The 14,952-nt window shown below is 65.7% G+C and carries 18 protein-coding genes; 4 read left to right on the forward strand and 14 right to left on the reverse strand.

The window, feature by feature from the left end; genetic code table 11:
• Positions 1 to 63: 63 nt before the first annotated feature.
• The gene (locus tag ACZYTC_RS14700) at positions 64 to 1,083 is read right to left on the reverse strand and encodes a zinc-dependent alcohol dehydrogenase family protein (RefSeq protein WP_488989885.1); all 1,020 of its coding nucleotides are present in this window, start codon (positions 1,081 to 1,083) and stop codon (positions 64 to 66) included.
• Positions 1,084 to 1,308: 225 nt separating this feature from the next.
• On the opposite strand from ACZYTC_RS14700, the gene xseA reads away from it, so the two are divergent.
• Both xseA and ACZYTC_RS14710 read left to right on the forward strand, forming a co-directional pair.
• Positions 1,309 to 2,886: an exodeoxyribonuclease VII large subunit gene (gene xseA / locus ACZYTC_RS14705; protein ID WP_488989886.1), complete on the forward strand. Its 1,578-nt coding sequence runs from the start codon at positions 1,309 to 1,311 to the stop codon at positions 2,884 to 2,886.
• A 55-nt stretch (positions 2,887 to 2,941) separates the two neighbouring features.
• The gene (locus tag ACZYTC_RS14710) at positions 2,942 to 3,163 is read left to right on the forward strand and encodes a DUF2093 domain-containing protein (protein ID WP_434955355.1); all 222 of its coding nucleotides are present in this window, start codon (positions 2,942 to 2,944) and stop codon (positions 3,161 to 3,163) included.
• A 124-nt stretch (positions 3,164 to 3,287) separates the two neighbouring features.
• Here ACZYTC_RS14710 and lpxK read toward each other — a convergent pair whose 3' ends face one another.
• The 6 genes from lpxK to ACZYTC_RS14740 form a co-directional block, all read right to left on the reverse strand.
• Positions 3,288 to 4,310 (reverse strand): tetraacyldisaccharide 4'-kinase, encoded by a 1,023-nt coding sequence (gene lpxK / locus ACZYTC_RS14715; protein ID WP_441772747.1) that lies wholly within the window; start codon positions 4,308 to 4,310, stop codon positions 3,288 to 3,290.
• A complete protein-coding gene (locus ACZYTC_RS14720; protein ID WP_488989887.1) occupies positions 4,307 to 5,587 on the reverse strand; it encodes a 3-deoxy-D-manno-octulosonic acid transferase in 1,281 nt (426 codons plus the stop codon). The genes lpxK and ACZYTC_RS14720 overlap by 4 nt, the downstream gene beginning before the upstream one ends.
• Positions 5,584 to 6,288, reverse strand: a complete 705-nt coding sequence (locus tag ACZYTC_RS14725) for a lysophospholipid acyltransferase family protein (RefSeq protein ID WP_434955352.1) — start codon at positions 6,286 to 6,288, stop codon at positions 5,584 to 5,586. Before ACZYTC_RS14725 ends, ACZYTC_RS14720 begins: the two co-directional genes overlap by 4 nt.
• Before the next feature lie 9 nt (positions 6,289 to 6,297).
• Positions 6,298 to 6,540, reverse strand: a complete 243-nt coding sequence (locus ACZYTC_RS14730) for a DUF4170 domain-containing protein (RefSeq protein WP_149251781.1) — start codon at positions 6,538 to 6,540, stop codon at positions 6,298 to 6,300.
• A gap of 118 nt (positions 6,541 to 6,658) precedes the next feature.
• Positions 6,659 to 7,477, reverse strand: a complete 819-nt coding sequence (locus ACZYTC_RS14735; protein WP_488989888.1) for a 3'(2'),5'-bisphosphate nucleotidase CysQ — start codon at positions 7,475 to 7,477, stop codon at positions 6,659 to 6,661.
• Positions 7,478 to 7,553: 76 nt separating this feature from the next.
• On the reverse strand, positions 7,554 to 8,072 hold the full coding sequence (locus ACZYTC_RS14740) for a GNAT family N-acetyltransferase (protein WP_434955350.1): 519 nt from the start codon (positions 8,070 to 8,072) through the stop codon (positions 7,554 to 7,556).
• A 259-nt stretch (positions 8,073 to 8,331) separates the two neighbouring features.
• Between ACZYTC_RS14740 and ACZYTC_RS14745 the strand changes: the two genes are divergently transcribed.
• Together ACZYTC_RS14745 and ACZYTC_RS14750 are read left to right on the forward strand one after the other, a co-directional pair.
• The gene (locus tag ACZYTC_RS14745) at positions 8,332 to 8,697 is read left to right on the forward strand and encodes a nuclear transport factor 2 family protein (RefSeq protein WP_434955349.1); all 366 of its coding nucleotides are present in this window, start codon (positions 8,332 to 8,334) and stop codon (positions 8,695 to 8,697) included.
• Entirely contained in the window at positions 8,694 to 9,536 is an 843-nt protein-coding gene (locus ACZYTC_RS14750; RefSeq protein ID WP_434955348.1) for a helix-turn-helix domain-containing protein, read from the forward strand. The genes ACZYTC_RS14745 and ACZYTC_RS14750 overlap by 4 nt, the downstream gene beginning before the upstream one ends.
• 565 nt (positions 9,537 to 10,101) lie before the next feature.
• Here ACZYTC_RS14750 and hmuQ read toward each other — a convergent pair.
• The 7 genes from hmuQ to ACZYTC_RS14785 form a co-directional block, all read right to left on the reverse strand.
• Positions 10,102 to 10,437, reverse strand: coding sequence for a heme-degrading protein HmuQ (gene hmuQ / locus ACZYTC_RS14755; RefSeq protein ID WP_105862441.1), 336 nt, complete (start codon positions 10,435 to 10,437; stop codon positions 10,102 to 10,104).
• 21 nt (positions 10,438 to 10,458) lie between these two features.
• Positions 10,459 to 11,439 carry an energy transducer TonB gene (locus tag ACZYTC_RS14760; protein WP_488989889.1) on the reverse strand — a complete coding sequence of 327 codons (981 nt, stop codon included), beginning with the start codon at positions 11,437 to 11,439 and terminating at the stop codon, positions 10,459 to 10,461.
• A gap of 10 nt (positions 11,440 to 11,449) precedes the next feature.
• The gene (locus tag ACZYTC_RS14765) at positions 11,450 to 11,911 is read right to left on the reverse strand and encodes an ExbD/TolR family protein (RefSeq protein WP_434955346.1); all 462 of its coding nucleotides are present in this window, start codon (positions 11,909 to 11,911) and stop codon (positions 11,450 to 11,452) included.
• Positions 11,908 to 12,576, reverse strand: a complete 669-nt coding sequence (locus ACZYTC_RS14770; RefSeq protein WP_454813102.1) for a MotA/TolQ/ExbB proton channel family protein — start codon at positions 12,574 to 12,576, stop codon at positions 11,908 to 11,910. The genes ACZYTC_RS14765 and ACZYTC_RS14770 overlap by 4 nt, the downstream gene beginning before the upstream one ends.
• Before the next feature lie 67 nt (positions 12,577 to 12,643).
• The gene (locus ACZYTC_RS14775; protein ID WP_434955344.1) at positions 12,644 to 13,072 is read right to left on the reverse strand and encodes a hypothetical protein; all 429 of its coding nucleotides are present in this window, start codon (positions 13,070 to 13,072) and stop codon (positions 12,644 to 12,646) included.
• Positions 13,069 to 13,899, reverse strand: a complete 831-nt coding sequence (locus tag ACZYTC_RS14780) for an ATP-binding cassette domain-containing protein (protein ID WP_488989890.1) — start codon at positions 13,897 to 13,899, stop codon at positions 13,069 to 13,071. The genes ACZYTC_RS14775 and ACZYTC_RS14780 overlap by 4 nt, the downstream gene beginning before the upstream one ends.
• Positions 13,896 to 14,951 carry a FecCD family ABC transporter permease gene (locus ACZYTC_RS14785; RefSeq protein WP_488989891.1) on the reverse strand — a complete coding sequence of 352 codons (1,056 nt, stop codon included), beginning with the start codon at positions 14,949 to 14,951 and terminating at the stop codon, positions 13,896 to 13,898. Before ACZYTC_RS14785 ends, ACZYTC_RS14780 begins: the two co-directional genes overlap by 4 nt.
• Position 14,952: the final 1 nt, after the last annotated feature.

Below are 14,952 nucleotides of genomic sequence, written 5' to 3' on the forward strand. Positions count from 1 at the left end.
CAGCCGAGTCGCCAGCCCCGCGCCACCATTTTGTTCACGAAATGTTTACGGTCCAGCGGGTTGTCAGGGCACGTAGAGAATCTTGACCTCGCCCGGTCCGGCCGGCCTGGCGATGATGGCCGGCACCTCCTCCAGCCTGACCTCGCGCGAGATCAGCTCGTCGAGATTGAGCGCCCCGGCAGCCACCAGTTCGGCCGCGCGCCGATGCGTGAAGGGATTGATGAAGGAGCCGAACACCTTCAGCTCGCGGAACAGGATGTCGAAGGGCTCGACCGCCACCTTCTCCCCTTGCGCCATCACGCCGAGGATGACCACGGTGCCGCCGGGGCGGGCGAGCTGGAAGGACTGCTCCACCGTCTCGGCCACGCCGGCGCACTCGATCACCACGTCGGCCCCACCTGGCAGCAGGCCGTCGGGACCGGTGACGTTGGCGATGAAATCGCCCTGCGTGGGATCGATGCTGGCGGTGGCGCCCACGCGCTCGGCCAGCTCGCGCTTGGCGGCCTGGCGGGTGGAGAGCACCACGCGTGACGCACCGGCAAGCCTGGCCAGTTGCACCGTGATCAGCCCGATCACGCCGCCGCCGAGCACGATCACCGAAGAGCCGGCCTGGATGTCGGCAATGTCGATGCCGTGCAGGCAGCAGGCGATCGGCTCGCAGAAGGCGCCATGGCTGGCCTTCAGGGACAGCGGCAGTTCATGGGCCTGCTGCTGCGGCACGATCACATATTCGGCCAGGCCGCCGTCGCGGTGAATGCCGATGGCGGTGAGATTGCGACACAGATTGATCCGCCCATTCTGGCAGTGCACGCAGCGCCCGCACACGATATTGGGATCACCCGTCACCCGCATGCCGGGGCGAAAGCCCTGCACCCCCGGGCCGACCTCCTCGACGATGCCGCAGAATTCGTGACCCAGCGTCACTGGCGGCCTGGAGGGAAATTCGCCCTTGAGGAGATGGCGGTCCGTGCCGCAAATGCCGGAGGCCTCGACCCGCACGAGGAGATCCCCAGGCCCCGGCTTGGGCCTTTCCACATCCTTCAGAAAAAGCTCTCCCACTGCGTCGAGCCGCACCGCCTTCATCGTTGCCTCCGCCTGCTGTCTTGATTGTTCATACAATTCTAGGCCGGATTCGTGTCTGCGGGATAGTGCCGGCGCATGTCATTTCCTTGGAGCCCGGACATCACGGCGACATGCTTGCATGTCGTGACGTCCGCTCTTGAACCGTCGGGGTCCGGAGCGAAGAGCGGACATCGCGACATTTCTTAATGTCGCTGAGATGCCCGCGCTCCGTATAAGATGGCCGCCATGCCCGACACACCTCCTGATTCTCAGCCCTCCAACGCCCCCGAATGGTCCGTCTCCGAACTCTCCGGCGCTCTCAAGCGCACGGTGGAAGATGCCTTTGGCTATGTGCGCGTGCGCGGCGAGATCTCGGGCTATCGCGGCCCGGTCGCTTCGGGCCATGCCTATTTCGCCCTCAAGGACGAAGGCGCCAAGATCGATGCGGTGATCTGGAAGGGCAATCTCGCCCGTCTGCGCCAGCGTCCCGAGGAAGGCATGGAGGTGATCGCCCACGGGAGGCTGACCACCTTCCCAGGCAAGTCCTCCTACCAGATCATCATCGACCGGCTCGAACCTGCAGGCCTCGGCGCGCTGATGGCGCTTCTGGAGGAGCGCCGCCGCAAGCTTGCCGCCGAAGGCCTGTTCGACGAGGGGCGCAAGCGGGCTTTGCCCTTCCTGCCGCGCGTGATCGGCGTGGTCACCTCGCCGACCGGCGCCGTGATCCGCGACATCCTGCATCGCATCACCGATCGTTTTCCGCGCCGGGTCATCGTCTGGCCGGTGCGGGTGCAGGGCGAGACATCCGCCGCCGAGATCGCCAATGCCATCGCCGGCTTCGATGCCCTGCCCGCCGGCGGCCCCATCCCGCGGCCGGACGTGCTGATCGTCGCGCGCGGCGGCGGCAGCCTGGAGGATCTGTGGTCGTTCAACGAGGAAATCGTGGTGCGTGCCGCCGCGGCGTGTTCGATCCCGTTGATCTCGGCGGTCGGCCATGAGACCGACTGGACGCTGATCGACCATGTCGCCGACCGGCGCGCGCCGACGCCGACCGGTGCCGCCGAAATGGCCGTCCCGGTCAGGGCCGACCTCTTCGCCAATCTGCACGATCTCGGTGCCCGGCTCACCGGCCATGCCCTGCGCATGATCGAGCGCCGGCGCCAGGATCTGCACAATCTCGGCAGGGCCCTGCCCAGTGGCGAGGCGCTGCTGGCGACGCCGCGCCAGAAACTCGACCTTGCCGCCGGCCGCCTGGTGCACGCACTCACGCTCAACACCCGCCGTCACCACCAGCGCTACGACGCCCTGACCCGCCGGCTGCTGACACAGAGCCCGGCCAACCGGCTCGACCGCAGCCGCGATCGCTTCCATGCCGTCGCCGAACGCCTGGAGGCTTCGGCGCGCATCGCTCTCTCCCGCAAGCGCGAGGCCTTTACCGGCCGTGCGGCACAGCTCACGCCACTGCTGCTGTCCCGCCGCAGCGAAGCCGGGCGCGAGCGCCTGCAGACCCTCGCCGGCCGCCTGCTGCAGGCCGCAGCCGCGCGCACATCGGCCCAGCGCGAAAGGCTCGGCCGCTTCGCCGTGCTGCTGGAGGCCTATTCCTACCAGGGCGTACTGCAGCGCGGTTTTGCGCTGGTACGCGACGAGGAAGGCCGACCCATACGCAATGTTGCCTCCGCGCAAGCTGCCTCGAGCCTTGACCTGCAATTTGCCGACGGCCATGTCATCGTGGGCAACGGCGCTCCAACGCCAACCTCAAATCCGGCGAAAGCCAAGGCAAAGGGCGGACCGGCCCGCACACAACCGAGCCTGTTCGACGATTAGAATTGGCTCTGTTATAGTTTCGAGAAATTCTGCAAACGCATAGGCCAGCGCCTCCATGAACCGTCACGAAAGCCGCATGACTCTGCCCGGCGAAGCACAAGTCCAGTACCTCGATTCCGATTTCCGCATCCTCAAGCCGGGTAATTACGTGCGCTGCGCCGTTACCGGCACCCACATCCCGATCGACGAATTGCGCTATTGGAACGTCGACCGCCAGGAAGCCTATGCCAGCCGCGAGGCCGTGCTGGAGCGGCTGAAGAGCCTCGGCGAGATCTGAGAATCCGGGTGCGCGGACAACAGCCACATTGAACCTCGTTCAATGTGGCGGCGACGTCCGCTCTTCCTCATTTGCAGACGCTCCGCTTCCAAGAGCGGACAGGATGTCCGCGCTCCGAGCGCCCTCACCCCGCCAGGCGGAAGCGCTTCACCAGGAAATCGTGCATCGCTTCCTCGTCGTCGAAGGAAAGCCGGATCGGCACGATCTCGCTGATCGAGGCCAGGCCAGTGCGCGCCGGGCCTCCGGCCAGGCGGGTCATGTCCTTGCTCGTCGTCACCGGAACGAGCTTTGCGGCCTGGGCCCGCGCCGCGATCCTGGCCGCCTCCTCCTCGCTGAAGGCATGATGATCGGCGAAGACTTCGGTCGCGGCGATGATCGCCCCCATATCCGCCAGGGTCTTGAAGAACTTCTCGGGACGGCCGATGCCGGCAAAGGCGAGCACCCGCTTGCCGCGCAGAGACGGGGCTTGTGGATCGAGGCCGATGCGGGCCCGGAAGACGGCGACGCTCGAGCCGCGGGCGAAATCATAGACGGCCGTTCCGGCATCGCCTGGCCCGATCACCACCACCGCCGAAGCGAAGCCGATCTGGTCATGGATATCGGCCCGCAGCGGCCCGGCAGGAAAGGAAAGCCCGTTGCCGATGCCCGTCTCGCCATCGACGGCGATGATCGAGCAATCCTTGTCGAGGGACGGATTCTGGAAGCCGTCATCCATGATGATGATGCTGGCGCCCTGCTCTATGGCGAGCGCCGCCCCCGCCGGCCGGTCGACGGACTTCACCGTCAGGGCCTTGCGGGCCAGCAGCAGGGCCTCGTCGCCCACCTTGTCGGCGGCATCATCAGGCCTCACCACCAGCGGCCCCTTCTCGCTGCCGCCATAGCCGCGGGTCAGGAAGGCTGGGCGCTGGCCGGCCTCGATCAGGATATCGGCGACCGCCAGAGCCAGCGGAGTCTTGCCGGCCCCACCAAGCGTGAAATTGCCGATGCAGACGACAGGGACGCTCACTCGGCTGCCTGGCTGGCGCATGCGCGCGATGACCTTGCCACCATAGAAACGAGCCAGCGGCGTGAGCAGGCCGGCCAGCCAGCCGCGCGGCCGGTACCAGAAGGCTGGCGCCTTCAAGCTGAAGAGCCGCCGCAGGCTCATGTTCGCCTCGCTCCGAGCGGCAACAGGGCGGCAAGCGTACGATCCAGCGCTCCGGTCAGCGCTGCGATCGCCCTGGCGCCACCGGCGGCGAGTTGTTCGACCTCTGCCGGTTCGGCCAGCAGCCTTGCAACGGCATCGGACATTTCAGCCGCGCTGTGCACGACCACGGCGCCGCCCATGCCGTCGAGCGCGCCATAGGCTTCGACGAAGTTCTGGATATGGGGTCCGTGCAGCACGGCCGCGCCAAGCTTGACCGGCTCGATGGGGTTCTGCCCGCCCTTGCCGAGCAGCGACTTGCCCATGAAGACGATGCGGGCAAGGCGATAGAACACGCCCATTTCGCCGACCGTGTCGGCAACATAAACATCATGCTGTGGTTCGAGAGCGATCCCCTGCGAGCGCAGGGCGACAGTCAGGCCCTTTTCCCGCAATGCGGCAGCGATCGCCTCTCCGCGCTCGGGATGGCGCGGCACGATCAGCGTCAGCAGGCCCGCAAAACGATCCCTCCAGGTCGCATGCACCTCGCCAGCCAGTGCCTCCTCACCCTCATGCGTCACCGCTGCGAGCCAGAGCGGGCGGCTGTTGACGGCCCGTCGCAGCCCCTCCAGCACGCCCGGATCGGCGGGCGGGAGCGGAGCATCGAATTTCAGATTGCCGGTGACGACGACGCGCGGCGCCCCGAGCGAGGCAAAGCGCCGGCCGTCATCCTCGCTCTGGGCGGCGATGAGGTCGAAACTCCCCAGCAGGGCGGCACTGGTACGCGGCACGCGGCACCAGCGCGCGAAGGAGCGCGGCGACATCCGCCCATTGACCAGCGCCAGGGGAATGCCCGCCGCCTTGATTTCGACGATCATCCCCGGCCAGAGTTCCGATTCCAGGAAACAGACGATATCAGGCCGCCAATGATCGAGGAAACGGCTGACATAGGCAGGGATATCGAGAGGCACGAACTGATGGATCGCACCGGCCGGCAGCCGTTCAGCCATCAGGGCGGCTGAGGTGACGGTGCCGGTCGTCATCAGGATGCGATAACCCTCCGCCGCCAGGCGCGCAGCCAGGGGCAACAGGGTTATGGCTTCACCGACACTGGCGCCATGCAGCCAGGCAAGGCGCCCCTCGGGGCGGGGCCGGCCGGCAATACCGAGGCGTTCGGACCGGCGCGAAGCGTCCTCCTTGCCGCGGCGCTGACGCTTGTCCAGCAGCAGGCCGGCGAACGGGCGAAAGCAGCTGGTCGCCAGCCGGTAGGCCTTGAGGCTGAGGGGAAGTACCGCGCTCACGTGCCCGCCTTCACGAATTTTCGGCCAACCATGGCATAGGCGGTGCGATGCGCCGCATCGAGGGCGTGCTCCACCTCCAGGCGCTTCGCCTCCATCAGCGCCTTGTCGGCATCCTCGGGCACATGCACGAGATCGCCGACCACGAAGGCGCCCCGCGAAAATGGCATGTTGATCACGGCCTTGTCCCAGGTGGAGAGCTGGATCATGTTCGAGGTCGCCACGGCAACCGGCACGATCGGCCGTCCCGACAACCGCGCGAGCGTGACGATACCGAGCCCGGCTATGCCGCCGGTGCGCGGCACGTCCGCCGTCACCCCCACCGACTGGCCGTCCTTCAGGGTGGCCACCAGTTCGCGCAGGGCCGCTGGGCCGCCCTTGTGGTGCTGGCGCTGGGGCCTGCCGCCCGAGCCGCGTACCAGGCCGAGGCCGAGACGCGTCACTGCGACAGCATTGATCTCGCCGTCGCCATGGCGCGAGATCAGGATGCGGAACTCATGTCCCTCGCGGCGCATGAAGGGCACCAGGAAATGCTGCCCGTGCCACATCGCCACGATATAGGGATATTGATCGCGAATGGGCCCGTAGAGATCGGCCGGACTGTCGGCAAAGCGGCTGGTGCCGTGCACGAGCTTCAGCCACGCGGCGAGACCTTCGCCGATGGCCTTCTGGACGAAGCGGGATCGGCCGATATCCTTGATCATGCAGGATTATCAGCGTTTCGTCGTGTCGGTGGCGGGATCGAGCAGGCGATGCAGATGCACGATGAAATAGCGCATCTGGGCATTGTCGACGCTCGCCTGGGCCTTGGCCTTCCACGCCGCCTGGGCACTGGCGTAATTGGGGTAGATGCCGACAATGTCGAGGCCCTGAAGGTCCTTGAACTCAACGCCCTCGATCGAGCTCAGCTCGCCGCCGAAAACCAGATGCAGCAATTGTTTCTGAGGTTCGCTCATCCCATACTCCTATAGCGTTTTTCAGAAAAGTTGACAGACTTTTCGATCAAGAAAACGCGCTAAAACAAAGAGTTAGAGAAAAATGACGATTCGAAGAGAAGTCATTTTGCTCTAAAATTCAATTCATGCCCTCGAACAGGGCAACCAAAGCGCCCTGGCGCTCGCGCCCGGCCATGACGAGCGGCCGGTGCACGGGGTCGGGGCGGTTATAGACGATGTCATTGCCAGCCACGGTGGTAAGAAGCCCGCCGGCTTCGCTGAGAATGATGTCGGCAGCCGCGATATCCCAATCATGGGAGGAGCCCGACGCGAAAGCGCCATCGACGCTTCCCTCCGCCACCATGGCGATGCGCAGGGCCAGCGAGGACATCGACGAGGCCCGCTCGACCCGCGGCAGGGCACGCTGCGCCAGATCGAACATCGGCTTGGGTCCGGCCAGCGTGCGGATTGCAGCAAGGGCACCCTGGCTGGCCTTCAGGGCGACGCCGTTCTTGAAGGCGCCCAGACCGCGCCCGCCTGTATAGAGATCGCCATTGCTCGGGCGATAGAGCACGCCCGCCAGCGGATGCCCGTCCTCGACCAGCGCGGCCGAGATCACCCATTCGCCATTGCCGGCGATGAAGCCACGCGTGCCGTCGATGGGATCGATCACCCAGACCTGCCGCTTGTCCAGGCGCTCGGCCGTGTCGACAGCCTCTTCGGAGAGCCAGCCGACCGCGCTGGAAACATCACGCAAGCGCTTGGCCAGATGCGCATCGATGGCAAGGTCCGCCTCGGTGACGGGCGACTTGTCGGCCTTGTCGAAGATGCGGGCGCCGTCGCGCGCAAAGCCGAGCCCGATGTCTCCCGCTTCCCTGACAGCCTCGACCAGCAGACGCAACGCCTCGCCCGCACCCAACGCCCGGGCCATACGCCCTGCCCCATCCTTCTCGATCATGGCTCGGATTTAGGCGAGCAGACCGGCGCGTGCAAGCAAGAACCATGGGTTCGAAGCGGTTGGCAGGGCAAGGCGCTTACTGGCTTCGCCGCGGAACGTGATAAATCACGGCCTTGTATTTCCTGTCGCGCCGCTCCGCCGCCGGGATTCCGCCCAGGCCCTCGGCAATGCGCCGGCTCGCCAGATTGGCCTCTGCGACGGGATATTGGAAATATTGTATGGCCGGATCCCTGGACGCCCAGGCGGCAACTGCAGCGACGGCCTCGCGGCCATAGCCGCGTCCATGTTCGTCTTCCCGGATCCAGATGCCGAGTTCGGGCGTCTTGCTTCCGGCCCGATGCAGCCCTGCCAGACCGAGAAACAATCCGTCCCGCCGCCGGACGACGAAAATATAATCGCTGCCGACCTCGGCCAAGGTTCCCCAGTTGCGCCAGATCGAAGCAAAGGCCTCGCGTGACGGTGAAGGCTCCCATGCCATGAAGCGCGTCAGGCTCGGCGTGATGCAGGCAAAGATCTCGTCTGCGTCATCAGGCTCGAAGGACCTGAGCAGAAGGCGCTCGCCGAACAGGGCGATGGGCGGTGGATCAAGCGACACATTGTTCTCCGCTCACGCAATTGCAGCCTGCCGACCGGGGCATCCCCGCCAATTGGGGCGGGAATCATGCCATCGCCGTGCGGTCCCAAATTTGAGACCGCCCGGCGATGCGGGCAATCGAGAACGGCGATAATGTGCCTGTGGCAGGATTCGTCAAAGAAGGCAGCCTTGATTACCTGACGCGTAATTGAGACGTCCCCTTCTCCCGGCCATGCTGAGCGGGCCTGAAGCAATCAGGCTTGCCAAAAGGAACACGTCGATGACCGATCCCGCCACCATTGCCCGCATCTATATCGCCACCTGGAACGAGACCGATCCCGCCCGCCGGCGCGCCTTGCTCGATGCTTCCTGGACGCAGGACGCCCTCTATGTCGACCCGCTGATGCGTGGCCAGGGTCATGACCAGATCGACGGATTGATCACGGCCGTGCAGCAGCGCTTCCCGGACTTTCGCTTTTCCTTGATCGGCGAAGCGGATGGTCATGGCGATCATGTCCGTTTCTCCTGGCAGCTCGGTCCGGCGGGCGCCGATGGGCCGATCAAGGGCACCGACTTCGCCCGGCTCGACGAGGGACGGCTGCACGAAGTCAGCGGTTTCCTCGATCAGGTTCCGGCGGCCGCATGAGCGCCCGCGGCAACATCCAGGCCGTCCGCCGCCCGGGCGCCTCGCCACAGGCGAGGGCCGCCCGGGGGGTCGGCGACCATCTGCGCGCCTGGCGCCAGCATCGCCGCATGAGCCAGCTCGACTTCGCGCTGGAAGCTGAGATCTCGCAACGCCATCTCAGCTTCATGGAAAGCGGGCGTTCAAAGCCAAGCAGGGAAATGGTGCTGCATCTGGCTGAAAGGCTCGAAGTACCGCTGCGCCAGCGTAATGCCCTGCTGCTCGCGGCCGGCTATGCGCCTGTCTTTCAGGAGCGCGGGCTGGACGACCCGGCCCTCGCCCCGGCCCGCGAGGCAATCGAGCTGGTGATCGGGGGGCACGAACCTTACCCCGCCCTTGCGGTCGACCGCCATTGGACGCTGGTCGCCGCCAACAAGGCAATCGCGCCCCTGCTGGTCGGGGTTTCCGACAAGAGCCTGCTGGAGCCCCCGGTCAATGTCCTGCGCCTCGGCCTGCACCCGGGGGGCCTGGCCCCCCACACCGCCAACCTGCCCGAATGGCGCGATCATCTGCTCGAGCGCCTGCGCCAGCAGATCGCCGTCAGCGGCGACGAGATCCTGGCCGAGCTCCTCGATGAGCTTTCCGCCTATCCGGTACCGGCCTCGCGCGGCAAGCCCCGCGCCGATCTCGGCGGCATCGTCGTGCCTTTCGAGCTCAGGACACCGCAGGGCCTGATGTGCTTCTTCTCCACCACCACCGTGTTCGGCACACCCGTCGACATCACCCTGTCGGAACTGGCGCTGGAATGTTTCTATCCGGCCAATGCGGAGACAGCGGAGATCCTCAAGCGAACGGCGCTGTGAGAGGGATCGCTACTTCTGGGATCGCAGGTATCCCTGCCTGCCTTAAGGGCACTTCGGCAGATGGACGGGAAGAGCAGCAAGCATGTCGCTGAGATGCCTGCGATCCCAGACGAGCACCTTTTGATACCAGGTCGGATGAAGTTTGACCTGTCATTCCCGGCCGAGCGCAGCGAGGGGAAGGGAATCCAGGGGCGGCAGGGCTCGACTTTTGGCCTCTGGATCCCTTCTCGCCGCCTTCAGCGGCGCCGTCGCCCCGACTTGCATCGCAAGTCGGGGCTGAGAATGACAGAACTATAGGTTGCACATACGAGTCAGACTTCATGCAACTTAAAGCGTTTTGCGATTCGACGGAGCCACCAAGAACCGCAAAGACGCGTCGAAACAATGAGTTAGAGCGAACAAGCGTTCAGTCATGAACGCGCTTTGCTGTAGTGTAAAAGCACCGCATAGGAACGGGCGGATCCCTGCCCTCGTCCACCCGGAAGCTGGAGGTCGCCTTCTCCCGGGAGGACGAGGCCGAAACCCGCCCGTCATCCCCCTCGTAGCGAGGGGAAATGCTGAATGTTTAGGCCGCCTTGCTCTCGGCCGGCGCATCCAGCGTCTGCAAGACCTCGAAGCCCTCGAAGACGGGATGGCCGAGCGTCAGCGCCGGGCCCTTGCCGGCATTGCGGTGCGACAGACGGAAGGCCTCGGACTGGGTCCAGGCCTCGAAATCGGCCTTGGAACGCCAGACCACATGCGAGGAATACAGGACATGGTCCTCCCGCTCCGGACCACGCAGCAAATGGAAGGAGACGAAGCCCGGCAGCTTGTCGATATGCACTTCACGATCGCGCCAGACGGTCTCGAAGTCCGCGGTGGACTCCTTCTTCACCTGGAAGCGGTTCATAGCGATGAACATGGGATTTTCCTTTCGTTGAACTTACTTGGCTCGTGTGTAGTTGATCGGCAGAATCGTGTTGAAGCGCCCGCCAGGCGGCGGCGGCGGTGACAGGCTGCGAATGACTGCGACAGCAGCCGCGTCCAGGTCCGGCTCCCCGGTACTCTTCACGAGCCGAACGTTTCCAATGGTGCCCTGGCCGGTCACGACAAAGCCAACCTTGGCTTCACCGGTAGCCCCCCGCGCCTGGGCACTTGCAGGATAGCGCTTTCGGGCACGCGCCTGCGCGACCAGGATCGCGCCATAGGCCTGCTTGGTCGCCCCGCTTGTCGTGGCATTGCTGCTGGCACCGATATCCGAGATGGCTCCTTCGCCTCCTCGCTGGATCTTGGCCTTCGTCGTCTTATCGTCCAGCTTGGCCAATGTCCTTTGATTCGGCTGCGGTTTGACCACCGGTTCCGATTTCTTGCGAACATCCTTCCCTGGCTTGAGCTTTTCGGCCTTCAGAGGCTTCGGCTTTTCTGGCTCAGGCCGGAGGGGAACGATCTTGGCGGGCTCCGTCGCAGGAACAATGACGGGCGCACTGGTAACGACATCCGGACTGGTCGTCGTGACGATTTCCGGGGCGAGCGTTGCCAATTGCCGCGGCATAGGCACAGTGGGCGTGTCGACCGGATCCTGCGAGGGGGTCTGTTTCGGCGGAACGACATCGGGTTGAGGCGGGGGAGCCACCATCTCGGCCATCACGGCATCGGGTGGCACGACCTCGGCTGTATCTTCGGGCGCCGTCTCGCCTTGTTCGTTGAGCGTCGCCACTTCCTTAGCGATCTCGGCGCTATCGTTGTTGACCATGTCATTCGACGGCGCCGGCATCAGCGATGCCTCGATCGGACGATCGAGGCGCGTTTCCACGCCGTCATGCGGCACCATTACCCAGGCACCGGCGAAGACAGTCAGATGCAGGAGCGCTGCTCCCGCGATCATGCCGACGCGCCAGTCCCTGAAGATGTCGATCGATGTCATGGCTGCACGATCACGGCCGCGGGGCCGCGTTGTCGGCCTTGCCGATGAAGGCGAGCTGGCTGATGCCGTTACGGCTGAGATTGGCCATCAGATCCAGCACCTTCTCATAGGGCACGCTGGCGTCGGCACGGATATGGGCCATCACCTTGGGATCGGCGGCGAGACGGGCGCGGATATCGGTGTCGAAAGCCTCGCCGCTGCGGGCGTCCTGCCCGATATAGAGCGAGCCGTCCGCCTTGATGGAAACCACCAGCGGCTCCTTGGTGGGCGACATCGCCGCCACGCCGCTCGCCTTGGGCAGATCGACCTTGACGCCGGCCGCCAGCATGGGCGCCGTCACCATGAAGACGATGAGCAGCACCAGCATCACGTCGACGAAGGGCGTCACATTGATGTCGGAGACGGCCTTGGGCGCCCAAGACCCATAGCCAGACCCTTCGCCGCCTTCGGGCTCCTGGAGGGAGAAGCTCATTCCGCCGCCTCCCTGAAGCCGGCAACCTTGACGGACGTGCCACGGCGGGTCGCCATGGCTTCCGCCTCGCGGCGCAGGATCTGTTCGAACAGCCGGCCGAGGCCGGCCATGCCCTGCGACAGGCGATTATAGGCGATCAGCGCCGGAATGGCCGCCACCAGGCCGAGCGCCGTGGTGAACAGAGCCTCGGCAATGCCGGGCGCCACCGTCGCCAGCGAGGTGTCATTGGCGCCGGCAATGGCGGAGAAGGAATTCATCACGCCCCACACCGTGCCGAACAGGCCGATAAACGGCGTCACGGCGGCAATGGTCGCGAGGATCGACAGGCCGGCATCGCTGGCGCCGACCAGCCCGCCGGCGGCCTCGCGCATCGCCCGCTCGATGCGCCCCCGATACTCGCCGCCGGTCTCGCCGGGGACGGCGAGTTGCGCCGACTGCTCCCCCTGCCCGTGAAGGCTCTGGGCCAAAGTCGGCGCGGCGCCAAGGCCCTTGGCTGTCGCGGCTCGGAGAAGCCGGCGCAGCCTACCCTGTCGCCTTACCGTCTCGAAGCTCAGCCCCCAGGACAGCACCGAGGAGATCACGAGGATCAGCATGACGGCCTTCACCACCGGATCGGCGTTGAGCAGCATATTCACGAAGGAAAAATGCGTGGCGGTTTCGGTCATGGCACTCTCGCTCTCACTCTTTGTTTCGACGCCTGCTTGAATCAGGCCTCAATTGAAGAATTTGGCCTCACTTGAAGAATTTGGGTCCGGCCTTCGAACTGACGCTGACCGCCTCGAGACAGGAAGCTTCCCCCGCCTTGGCATTGACGAACTGGCAGGTCGGTACGTCGTTGAGCAGGATGCTGCCGATGCCGTCGCAGGCGAGTCCCGCGACGTCGAAGGCCTTCACGATGGTCTTGTTGGCAGGGATCGGGGCAAGATCGACGGCCAGACGCTTGGCGACAACGCCGTCCGCGCCGAACATCACCAGATCGGCGCGCAGGCTCTGCGCCGCTTCCGCTCGCCCGTTCACCAGCACCATGGTCAGCCGGCAATTGCCATTCTGGGTCTCGAGCTTGTTGAGATCGATCGACACATCGGCAGCCAGGGCCGGCAGGGGCGCCATGACGGGCACCAGCACGGCGAGAACGGCGGCGAGGCGGGACGGTTTCATCATGCGGCTTGATCCTGTGGAACGGCGTGCATGATGCTGGGGCCGCCATCCTGGATGGCCGTGCCCACGCGCACCTTGAAGACACGCTCGATGAGGGAAGGTGTAAGGGTTTGCGCCATGGCGCCCTGCGCCGCAATGCGGCCGCGATCGAGCACCAGCGCATCGTCGCCATAGATCGAGGCCAGCGTCAGATCATGCAGGGTGACCACCACGGTCGCGCCCTGTTTCGCCAATTGCCGAGCCTGGCCGAGCAGGCGGTGCTGATGCTCGGGATCGAGGCTGGAGACCGGCTCGTCCAGAATGACGAGATGCGGCTCGCCCGCCATGCTGCGGTCGAAGATCTGGGCCGCGGCCTTGGCGAAGGCCACGCGCTGGCGCTCGCCGCCCGAGAGCATGGTGACGGGGCGGCGGGCCAGGGAAGCGAGATCGGCGCTGGCAAGCGCTGCCGCGATCGCGGCCTTGTCCCGCGCGGCGCGCGGCGTGCCGGCATGGCAGAGCCGGCCCAGGGCGACGATGTCCTCGACGCTGTAGGCAAAGGGGCAATCGAAATGCTGCGCCATATAGGCGCGCTGGGCCGCCATCGCCTGCGGGCGCAGGCCGATGAGCGGGCGGCCATCGAAGTCGATCCCGCCGCCGGCCGGGCTCATGGCACCGCCGATTGCCGCCAGCAATGTCGTCTTGCCGGCACCATTCGGTCCCATCACGATGAGAACGCGGCCTGATATGGCTGAGAACGAGATCTCGTGCAGCACCGGGCGGCCGCTGCGTTCGACCGTGAGGTTACGGACCAGAAGATTGCCGAACTGGAGATTGCCATCTTGGAGGCTCATGCGCGCTGGGCCTTTTTCAGAATGGCGATGAAGACCGGCCCGCCGATCAGGCTGGTGACCAGGCCGATCGGCAGCTCAGCCGGCGTGATCGCGACCCGGGCCACCGTATCGGCAGCCACCACCAGAGCGGCCCCGAGCAGAGCAGAAGCCGGCAGCACGAAACGGTAGCGCTGCCCGCCCAGCAGGCGCACGCAATGGGGCGCGATCAGGCCAACAAAGCCGACCAGACCGGTAAAGGCGACGGCCGCGCCGATCGCAAGGGCGGTCGCTGCGATCACGGTGCGCTTGAGATGGACGGTGTCGACGCCGGAGAGGAAGGCTTCGCTTTCGCCGAGCGTGAAGGCGTCGAGCCCGCGCGCCTGCCGAGCCAGCAACACCATCGCCATCGCGAGTGCCACGCCCGTAGCCACGACGGCGACCCAATTGGCGCCCGAGAGCGAGCCCATCATCCAGAACTGGATCGACCGGAGCTGGGTATCGTCGGCGATGGTGATGAACAGGCCGATCACCGCCATCGCCAGGGCGTTGATGCCGATGCCGGCCAGTAGGAGATTGGCGATGCTGACATGGCCGTCACGGTCGCGCGCAATGCGGTAGGTGAGCACTGTGGTCAGCCCGCAGGCCGCAGCCGCGGCGGCGGGCAGCGCATAGCTGCCGAGACCACCCGTACCGCCGACATGTTCCAGCAAGACGATGCCGGCGACCACGGCGAGGATGCCACCCGAAGCAGCCCCCGTCAGCCCGGGATCGGCCAGCGGGTTGCGGAAAAGCGCCTGCATGCCGGCACCGGACATCGCAAGGCCCGCTCCGACCAGCATGCCCAGCAGCACGCGTGGCAGGCGGATATTGACCAGGATGCCCGAATAGAGGTCCCAGCTGCCAGTCACGGTCGAGAACCAGGTCGAAACCGGGATACGCACGCCGCCGAAGCTGAGGCCCATGGCCAGGGCCGCTGCCAGCAGCAGCGCAAGGCCAGCCTGCACCAGTGCCTCGCGCCGGCGTGGCGAGAGAGCTTGGGAAAGGCTTCGCGGCGTGGCTTGCACCAGACTCATC

Source organism: Labrys sp. F242 (assembly GCF_057813875.1).

Coding starts and splice junctions, on each gene's coding strand:
- ACZYTC_RS14730 (WP_149251781.1), bottom strand. CDS start 6,540: ATGAGCGAACCTCAGAAACAATTGCTGCATCTGGTTTTCGGCGGCGAG.
- ACZYTC_RS14760 (WP_488989889.1), bottom strand. CDS start 11,439: ATGACATCGATCGACATCTTCAGGGACTGGCGCGTCGGCATGATCGCG.
- ACZYTC_RS14780 (WP_488989890.1), bottom strand. CDS start 13,899: ATGAGCCTCCAAGATGGCAATCTCCAGTTCGGCAATCTTCTGGTCCGT.
- ACZYTC_RS14745 (WP_434955349.1), top strand. CDS start 8,332: ATGACCGATCCCGCCACCATTGCCCGCATCTATATCGCCACCTGGAAC.
- xseA (WP_488989886.1), top strand. CDS start 1,309: ATGCCCGACACACCTCCTGATTCTCAGCCCTCCAACGCCCCCGAATGG.
- hmuQ (WP_105862441.1), bottom strand. CDS start 10,437: ATGTTCATCGCTATGAACCGCTTCCAGGTGAAGAAGGAGTCCACCGCG.
- ACZYTC_RS14750 (WP_434955348.1), top strand. CDS start 8,694: ATGAGCGCCCGCGGCAACATCCAGGCCGTCCGCCGCCCGGGCGCCTCG.
- ACZYTC_RS14725 (WP_434955352.1), bottom strand. CDS start 6,288: ATGATCAAGGATATCGGCCGATCCCGCTTCGTCCAGAAGGCCATCGGC.
- ACZYTC_RS14770 (WP_454813102.1), bottom strand. CDS start 12,576: ATGACCGAAACCGCCACGCATTTTTCCTTCGTGAATATGCTGCTCAAC.
- ACZYTC_RS14765 (WP_434955346.1), bottom strand. CDS start 11,911: ATGAGCTTCTCCCTCCAGGAGCCCGAAGGCGGCGAAGGGTCTGGCTAT.
- ACZYTC_RS14735 (WP_488989888.1), bottom strand. CDS start 7,477: ATGATCGAGAAGGATGGGGCAGGGCGTATGGCCCGGGCGTTGGGTGCG.
- ACZYTC_RS14710 (WP_434955355.1), top strand. CDS start 2,942: ATGAACCGTCACGAAAGCCGCATGACTCTGCCCGGCGAAGCACAAGTC.
- lpxK (WP_441772747.1), bottom strand. CDS start 4,310: ATGAGCCTGCGGCGGCTCTTCAGCTTGAAGGCGCCAGCCTTCTGGTAC.
- ACZYTC_RS14785 (WP_488989891.1), bottom strand. CDS start 14,951: ATGAGTCTGGTGCAAGCCACGCCGCGAAGCCTTTCCCAAGCTCTCTCG.
- ACZYTC_RS14700 (WP_488989885.1), bottom strand. CDS start 1,083: ATGAAGGCGGTGCGGCTCGACGCAGTGGGAGAGCTTTTTCTGAAGGAT.
- ACZYTC_RS14775 (WP_434955344.1), bottom strand. CDS start 13,072: ATGATGAAACCGTCCCGCCTCGCCGCCGTTCTCGCCGTGCTGGTGCCC.